General features: G+C 74.4%; 5 protein-coding genes. All 5 read left to right on the forward strand.

What is annotated here, in order from left to right; translation table 11 throughout:
- The first annotated feature begins 425 nt into the window (after nucleotides 1–425).
- Entirely contained in the window at nucleotides 426–2219 is a 1794-nt protein-coding gene (locus tag IE98_RS0131655) for a DEAD/DEAH box helicase (RefSeq protein ID WP_043175580.1), read from the forward strand.
- A 332-nt stretch (nucleotides 2220–2551) separates the two neighbouring features.
- Nucleotides 2552–3409 carry an alpha/beta fold hydrolase gene (locus IE98_RS0131660; protein ID WP_030274947.1) on the forward strand — a complete coding sequence of 286 codons (858 nt, stop codon included), beginning with the start codon at nucleotides 2552–2554 and terminating at the stop codon, nucleotides 3407–3409.
- 416 nt (nucleotides 3410–3825) lie between these two features.
- On the forward strand, nucleotides 3826–3972 hold the full coding sequence (locus IE98_RS50235; RefSeq protein WP_199922997.1) for a hypothetical protein: 147 nt from the start codon (nucleotides 3826–3828) through the stop codon (nucleotides 3970–3972).
- Between the two features lie 238 nt (nucleotides 3973–4210).
- Nucleotides 4211–4849 (forward strand): DUF6758 family protein, encoded by a 639-nt coding sequence (locus IE98_RS0131670; RefSeq protein ID WP_030274948.1) that lies wholly within the window; start codon nucleotides 4211–4213, stop codon nucleotides 4847–4849.
- Nucleotides 4850–4972: 123 nt separating this feature from the next.
- Nucleotides 4973–6220 (forward strand): IS4 family transposase, encoded by a 1248-nt coding sequence (locus IE98_RS0131675; RefSeq protein WP_030274950.1) that lies wholly within the window; start codon nucleotides 4973–4975, stop codon nucleotides 6218–6220.
- The last annotated feature ends 285 nt before the right edge of the window (nucleotides 6221–6505 follow it).

The following is a 6505-nucleotide window of genomic DNA, read 5'->3' on the forward strand; positions in this document are numbered from 1 at the left end:
CGTACGCGGATGCCCGGTCGGAGAGCCGATCGGCTCCGACCTTGGCCCGGACCTCGGGCCCAGGCACCGCATCAGTGGCCGAGCGAGGGCCGCCGCGGACCGCGCCGCCAGGCGCAGGTCCCGCGCCAGCCCCTCACGGGAATCCTCCCCGGCGCCGCCGACGACGCCCCGAGACGGGGCGCCGGCCGGCCGGACGCCCAGGGGCGGGCGCGGTTGTGCGACCCCACCGCAGTGGAGGGCCACAGGCCCGAACGCGCGGGGCCGCCCGCTGCACCTGACTCGCTCTCGGCCCCCACCATGGAAGAGGCAGCACCCTGTCCACCACCGAAACCCCCAAGACCACCTTCCGGGACCTGGGCATCCTCCCGGAGACCGCCGAGGCCCTCGAGTCCGTCGGCATCGTCCACCCCTTCCCGATCCAGGAGATGACCCTGCCGGTCGCGCTGACCGGCCACGACGTCATCGGCCAGGCGAAGACGGGCACCGGCAAGACCCTCGGCTTCGGCCTCCCGCTCATCGAGCGGGTCGTCGTGCGCGCCGACGTGGACGCCGGCCGCTCGACCGAGGACGACCTCTCGGAGAGCCCGCAGGCCCTCATCGTGGTGCCCACCCGCGAGCTGTGCACCCAGGTCACCAACGACCTGCAGACCGCCGGCAAGGTCCGCAACGTCCGCGTCCTCGCCGTCTACGGCGGCCGCGCCTACGAGCCGCAGGTCGAGGCGCTGCAGAAGGGCGTCGACATCGTCGTCGGCACCCCCGGCCGCCTGCTCGACCTGGCCGGCCAGCGCAAGCTGGACCTCTCCAAGGTGCGCGCCCTGGTCCTCGACGAGGCCGACGAGATGCTCGACCTGGGCTTCCTCCCGGACGTCGAGAAGATCATCACCATGCTGCCCGCCAAGCGGCAGACCCTGCTCTTCTCGGCCACCATGCCGGGCCAGGTGATCAGCCTCGCCCGCCGGTACATGAGCCAGCCGACCCACATCCGCGCGGCCGCGCCGGACGACACCGGCGCCACCGTCGCCAACATCGAGCAGCACATCTTCCGTGCGCACTCGCTCGACAAGGTCGAGCTGGTCTCGCGCATCCTGCAGGCCGACGGCCGCGGGCTGGCGATGATCTTCTGCCGCACCAAGCGGACCGCCGCCGACGTCGCCGAGCAGCTGACCAAGCGCGGCTTCGCCGCCGGCGCCGTCCACGGCGACCTCGGCCAGGGCGCCCGCGAGCAGGCCCTGCGGGCCTTCCGCAACGGCAAGGTCGACGTGCTGGTCTGCACCGACGTCGCCGCCCGCGGCATCGACGTCGAGGGCGTCACCCACGTCATCAACTACCAGTGCACCGACGACGAGAAGACCTACCTGCACCGCATCGGCCGCACCGGCCGGGCCGGCGCCTCCGGCACCGCGGTCACCCTGGTCGACTGGGACGACATCCCGCGCTGGCAGCTGATCAACAAGGCGCTGGACCTGCCGTTCAACGAGCCGGAGGAGACCTACTCCACCTCGGCGCACCTGTACGAGCTGCTCCGCATCGCCCCCGGCACCAAGGGCGTCCTGCCGCGCTCCGAGCGCACCCGCGCCGGCCTGGACGCGGAGGAGGTCGAGGACCTCGGCGAGACCGGCGGTCGCGGCGCCCGCTCGCGCGGCCGCGGTGGCCGTGCGGCCGCCCAGGCCGAGGAGCCGGCCGAGAAGCCGGCCCGCCGCACCCGTGAGCGCCGTCGCACCCGCGGCGGGGCCGGTGCCGCCGACGAGGCCGCCGCCGTCGTGGCCGACACCGCGGCTCCCGCCGCACCGGCCGCTCCGGCCGCGGGCTCCGAGGGCGACACGGAGGCGGCCCCGCGCCGCCGTCGCCGTCGCACCCGCACCGGTTCCGACGCTCCCGCCGCCGTCGCAGTGGAGGAGACCGCCGTGACCGCGACCGCGACCGCGACCGTCGAGGCCCCGGCCCAGCCGACCGCCGAGACCGTGCCGGCCCCGCGTCGCCGGACCCGCGCCGCGGCCGCCAAGCCGGCCGCCGAGGCCACCGGGGCCGACGCCGCCGCCGGCGAGGCCGTGGCGACCACCCCGGCCCCGCGCCGCCGCACCCGCAAGGCTGCCGCCCCGGCCGCGGAGGCGGGCACCGAGGCCGCCGCCGAGGCGACCGCGGAGGGCGAGGCCGCACCGCGCCGCCGCACCCGCACCCGCCGTCCTGCGGCTGTCGCCGAGGCCGTCCAGGAGAGCTGACACCACGCACCGGAGGGCGGGCCCGTTCCGACGGGCCCGCCCTCCGGTCGTGTCCGGGGACACCGGCCGTCCGAACGCGCGCACACTTCTGCCGCCGGCTCCGGGTCCGGGGGGTGACCGGGGACCGTGGACGGGCGCAGGCGGCACCGCCCCCGGCGCTCCGGCGGGCGTCCGGCACCGGCTCCTCCGACGTGCGCACACTTCTGCTTCCGGGTCCGGGGTGACCGGGGCGGCGCCCGGTCGGCGCGGGCGGGCTTGTCCCTTCCCTGGTGGGCGGGGCGACGGCCTAAGCTCGGAGGACCGATCCGCCGCGCTGTCTGGAGCCCCTTGCGATGAGCACTCCGCCGTTCCTGGCCCTCCCCGGGTGCGCCCGGGCTCTGCGTCTGGCCACGGCCCGCGGCGAGTTCGCCGCGCTGCTGGCCGAGCCGGAGGGGCAGGTGCGGGGCACGGCCCTGCTGGTGCCCGGGTTCACCGGCAGCAAGGAGGACTTCATCGCACTGCTGGAGCCGCTGGCGGCGGCCGGGTACCGGGTGGCCGCGGTCGACCAGCGCGGCCAGTACGAGACCGGCGGCCCCGCCGACCCGGAGGCGTACCGGGTCGGGGAGCTGGCCCTGGACGTGCGGGCGCTCTCGGCGGTGCTGGCCGACCGCGGGCCGCTGCACCTGCTCGGTCACTCGTTCGGCGGACAGGTGGTGCGGGAGGCCGTGCTGGGCGGCCGCGGCCCGCTGCCGTGGCGCTCGCTGACCCTGCTGTCGACCGGCCCCGGCGCCATCGACCCGGCCGAGGCGGCCCGCACCAAGCTGCTGCTGGACGCCCTGCCGGTGATGGACCTGGAGGCGATCTGGCAGGTCATGAAGCAGATGGAGGAGGGCAGCGGGGCCGGTCCGGCGCCGCAGCCGGAGATCGCCGAGTTCCTGCACCGCCGGTGGGTGGCGAACGTGCCGCAGGCGCTGACCGCGATGGGCGAGCACCTGGTGGCCGCCCCGGACCGGGTCGCCGAGCTCGCCGCCGTGCCGCTGCCGGTGCAGGTGGTGTCGGGCGTGCGCGACTACGCCTGGCCGGTCGAGGAGCAGGCCGCGATGGCGCAGCGCCTGGACGCCCCGTACACGGCGGTGCCGGACGCCGGGCACTCCCCCAACGCCGAGCAGCCCGCCGCGACCGCCGCCGCCCTGGCCGCCTTCTGGGCCTGACCCCGACCTGACCTGACCTCGGCCCGGTCCCGGCCTGCTCGCGGACGGCCCGGCCCGCCGGGTCCCCGTGCCGCACGCCCCCCGAGGACCCGGTGGGTAAAACCCGGGACAAAATTGTTTAGCTCGGGTAATATTTGAGTCTGTCCGGGAATCGTTGCACCACGAGCCCGGTTGCCCCTCACTGCGGCACACGCCGAAACCAGGACTTTACGGACGGGCAACCAGCACGAATCAGCGGTGCGGCACCGTGAACACCTGAGGCACTGTCGCCTCGGCTGCACGGGCCGCACGACGTGCGAGGGGGGACGATGCGAGCAGCAGCCGGACGACAGATCCAGCAGGCGCCGGCCGACGACCGAACGGTCGGCGGCCTGCCGCATCCGCCACGACCCACGGGGCGGGGAAGGGAGAGGCCCATGCGTTTCGAGATCCTCCGACTGGACGACGCCTCCGGCGTCGCCACCGACCGACTGATCGTCGACGCCGAGACCGTCGGGCAGTACGTGAAGGACGCCGCCGCGACCGGCGAGCGCCTGTACATCCGGCCGTGCAAGACCGTGTGAGCGGAGCCGGACGGGCCCCGGCCGCGTCCGACGTTCCGAGACCCCACTGACGCCCCGTCATCCCGAGTGCGGACGACGGGGCGTCAGTGCGTCCCGTGGCACCCGGTGCGACCAGGGTGGTGTTTGCCGCCGCCCGGGACGGGACATTTCCCAACGGGGTCGAGCGCCCCGACGCGAGGCACCCCGTACGGGTGATCGTCCTTGACGCGGCGGTCCGGAGGGAGGAGCGTTGTCGGCTATGAGGGGCGAGCCCAGCTGCCCGAGGTGCGCCGGTCGGGTCCGCGCCCCCGGGCTCTTCTCCGACACCTGGCAGTGTGACCAGCACGGTGCGGTCCACCCGATGCAACCGGTGCTGCCGCCCAGCGTCGAGGCCCTGAACGTCGCCGTGGCCCGTTCGCAGGTGCCGGTCTGGCTGCCCTGGCCGCTGCCGGTCGGCTGGCTCTTCACCGGGATCGCGCACGTCGGTGACGACCTCTCGGGCGCCCGCGCGACGGCGGTCGCCTGTGCCGGCCCGGCCCCGCTCGGCGGCTTCGGCGAGCTGGTGCTCGTCGCGGAGGAGCTCGGTGTCGGCCTCGGAGCCCGCTATGCGGGCCTGGACGGCCCGGACCCGGGCGAGGGCGTCTCGCTCTACAAGCCGGCCGACGCCAAGCTGATGGCGGCCGGTCGGCCGACGCCGATGTTCCACGTGCCGGACGCCCCGGTCGACCGCGCGGTGTACGTCGGCGAGGCCCGCGGGCTGTGGCTCTGGGCGATCGCCTGGCCCGAGCAGTCGGCGCTGCTGATGCACGACGAGCTCGTCCTCACCGACCTGCGGGACGCCGGCGCGGAGCTGGGCCTGCTGCCCTGCGGGGCGCTGACCCCGCGCCTGCTGGGCTGACGCCGCCGGGCTGCCCCCCCGGGGGGGCCGGCCGGCGGTTTCCTGCCCGGCCCTCGGCGGGTCGGGCGGCCGCACTAGATGCAATACCGGTGACTTTGTGTGGCTTTGGTCGTTGGGCTGGTTGTGCCAAGGCCCGGACAGGTGAAGTCGTCGGCGGATGAGCGGTTCTCGGACCGGATCGCGCTGGGAGTGCTGACGCGGGCTTTCCCACCCGAGCTGGTTGATGAGGTGGTTACTGAGTGCGGCCGGGTCGAGCGGCGTCATCGGCTGCTGCCGGCGCGGGTGGTCGTGTACTTCGTCCTGGCGATGTGCCTGTTTTGCGGTCAGGGTTATGAGGAGGTCGCGCGGCTTCTGACCCAGGGCCTGGAGCGGGAGGGCGGGCGAGGGGCTTGGCGGGTGCCGACGACGGCGGCGATCGGCCGGGCCCGACTCCGGCTGGGTCCGGAGCCGCTGCGGGCCCTGTTCGCCCGGGTCTGCCGCCCGGTGGCCGCGAAGCAGACGGTCGGCGCCTGGTTCCACGACTGGCGGCTGGTCGCAGTCGACGGCACCACCTTCGACCTTCCCGACACGGCGGCGAACGCGGAGTTCTTCGGCCGGCCCGGCACCTGCCGGGGACAGGGCAGGAGCGCCTACCCGCAGGCACGGGTGGCGGCCCTGGTCGAGTGCGGCACCCATGCGGTGTTCGCGGCCGGGGTCGCACCGCTGGCGGTCCATGAGACTGCACTGGCCCAGCAGTTGTTCACCTCGCTGACCGAGCGGATGCTGCTGTTGGCCGACCGGGGCTTTCGCGGATTCGACCTGTGGCGGGCCGCCACCGGCACCGGCGCCGACCTGCTCTGGCGGGCCAGGAGCGACGCCGTGCTCCCGGTGCTGACCGTGCTCGACGACGGCTCCTACCTGTCGGAGATCGTCGCCGCCCGGGGCAAGAACCGCCGCGCCGACCCGATCCGCGTCCGCGTCATCGAGTACGCCCTGGGCCCGCGCGCCAAGGACGGCACGGTCTACCGGCTGGTCACCAGCATCCTGGACCCGCACGCCGCCCCAGCCGCCGAGCTCGCCGCGCTCTACTCCCAGCGATGGGAGATCGAGACCACGCTGGACGAGATCAAGACCCACCAGGGTGGCAGGAACCTCGTTCTGCGCTCCCAGCACCCGCGCGGGGTGGAACAGGAGATCTTCGCGTTCCTCCTGGTCCACCACGCCCTGCGCGACCTGATGCACCAGGCCGCCCACCGCACCGGCTGCGATCCCGACCGCGTCTCCTTCGTTCGCACCCTTCGCATCGCCCGCCGCCACGTCACCGGCCAGGCGGCGCTTTCCCCCCTCCCGACTCGCCCAGGCACTTGCCCAGAGCCTGCACGAGATCGGTGAACGACTCCTGCCCGCACGGCGGTTGCGCGCCAATCCACGCGTCATCAAACGCAAGATGTCCAACTGGGCACTCAAACGCGTGGCGCACTTCGACCCGCCGCGACCGGCCCCGCCGGGCCTCGTTCTCGTCGGACCGACCAAGACCGCCCCGACTCGCCGGAAGTCAACCTAAATCACCGGTATTGGCACTAGATGATTGATTCCAAGGGTCAGTGGTCGTAGGCGGTGAGTGATCGCAGCGTGGGCCGGCCGGTCTTGTGGTTGTGCCAGATTGCTGCGGTCAGG

Origin of the sequence: Streptomyces sp. NRRL B-24484 (genome assembly GCF_000717715.1) — a bacterium.
Taxonomy (GTDB): Bacteria; Actinomycetota; Actinomycetes; order Streptomycetales; family Streptomycetaceae; genus Kitasatospora.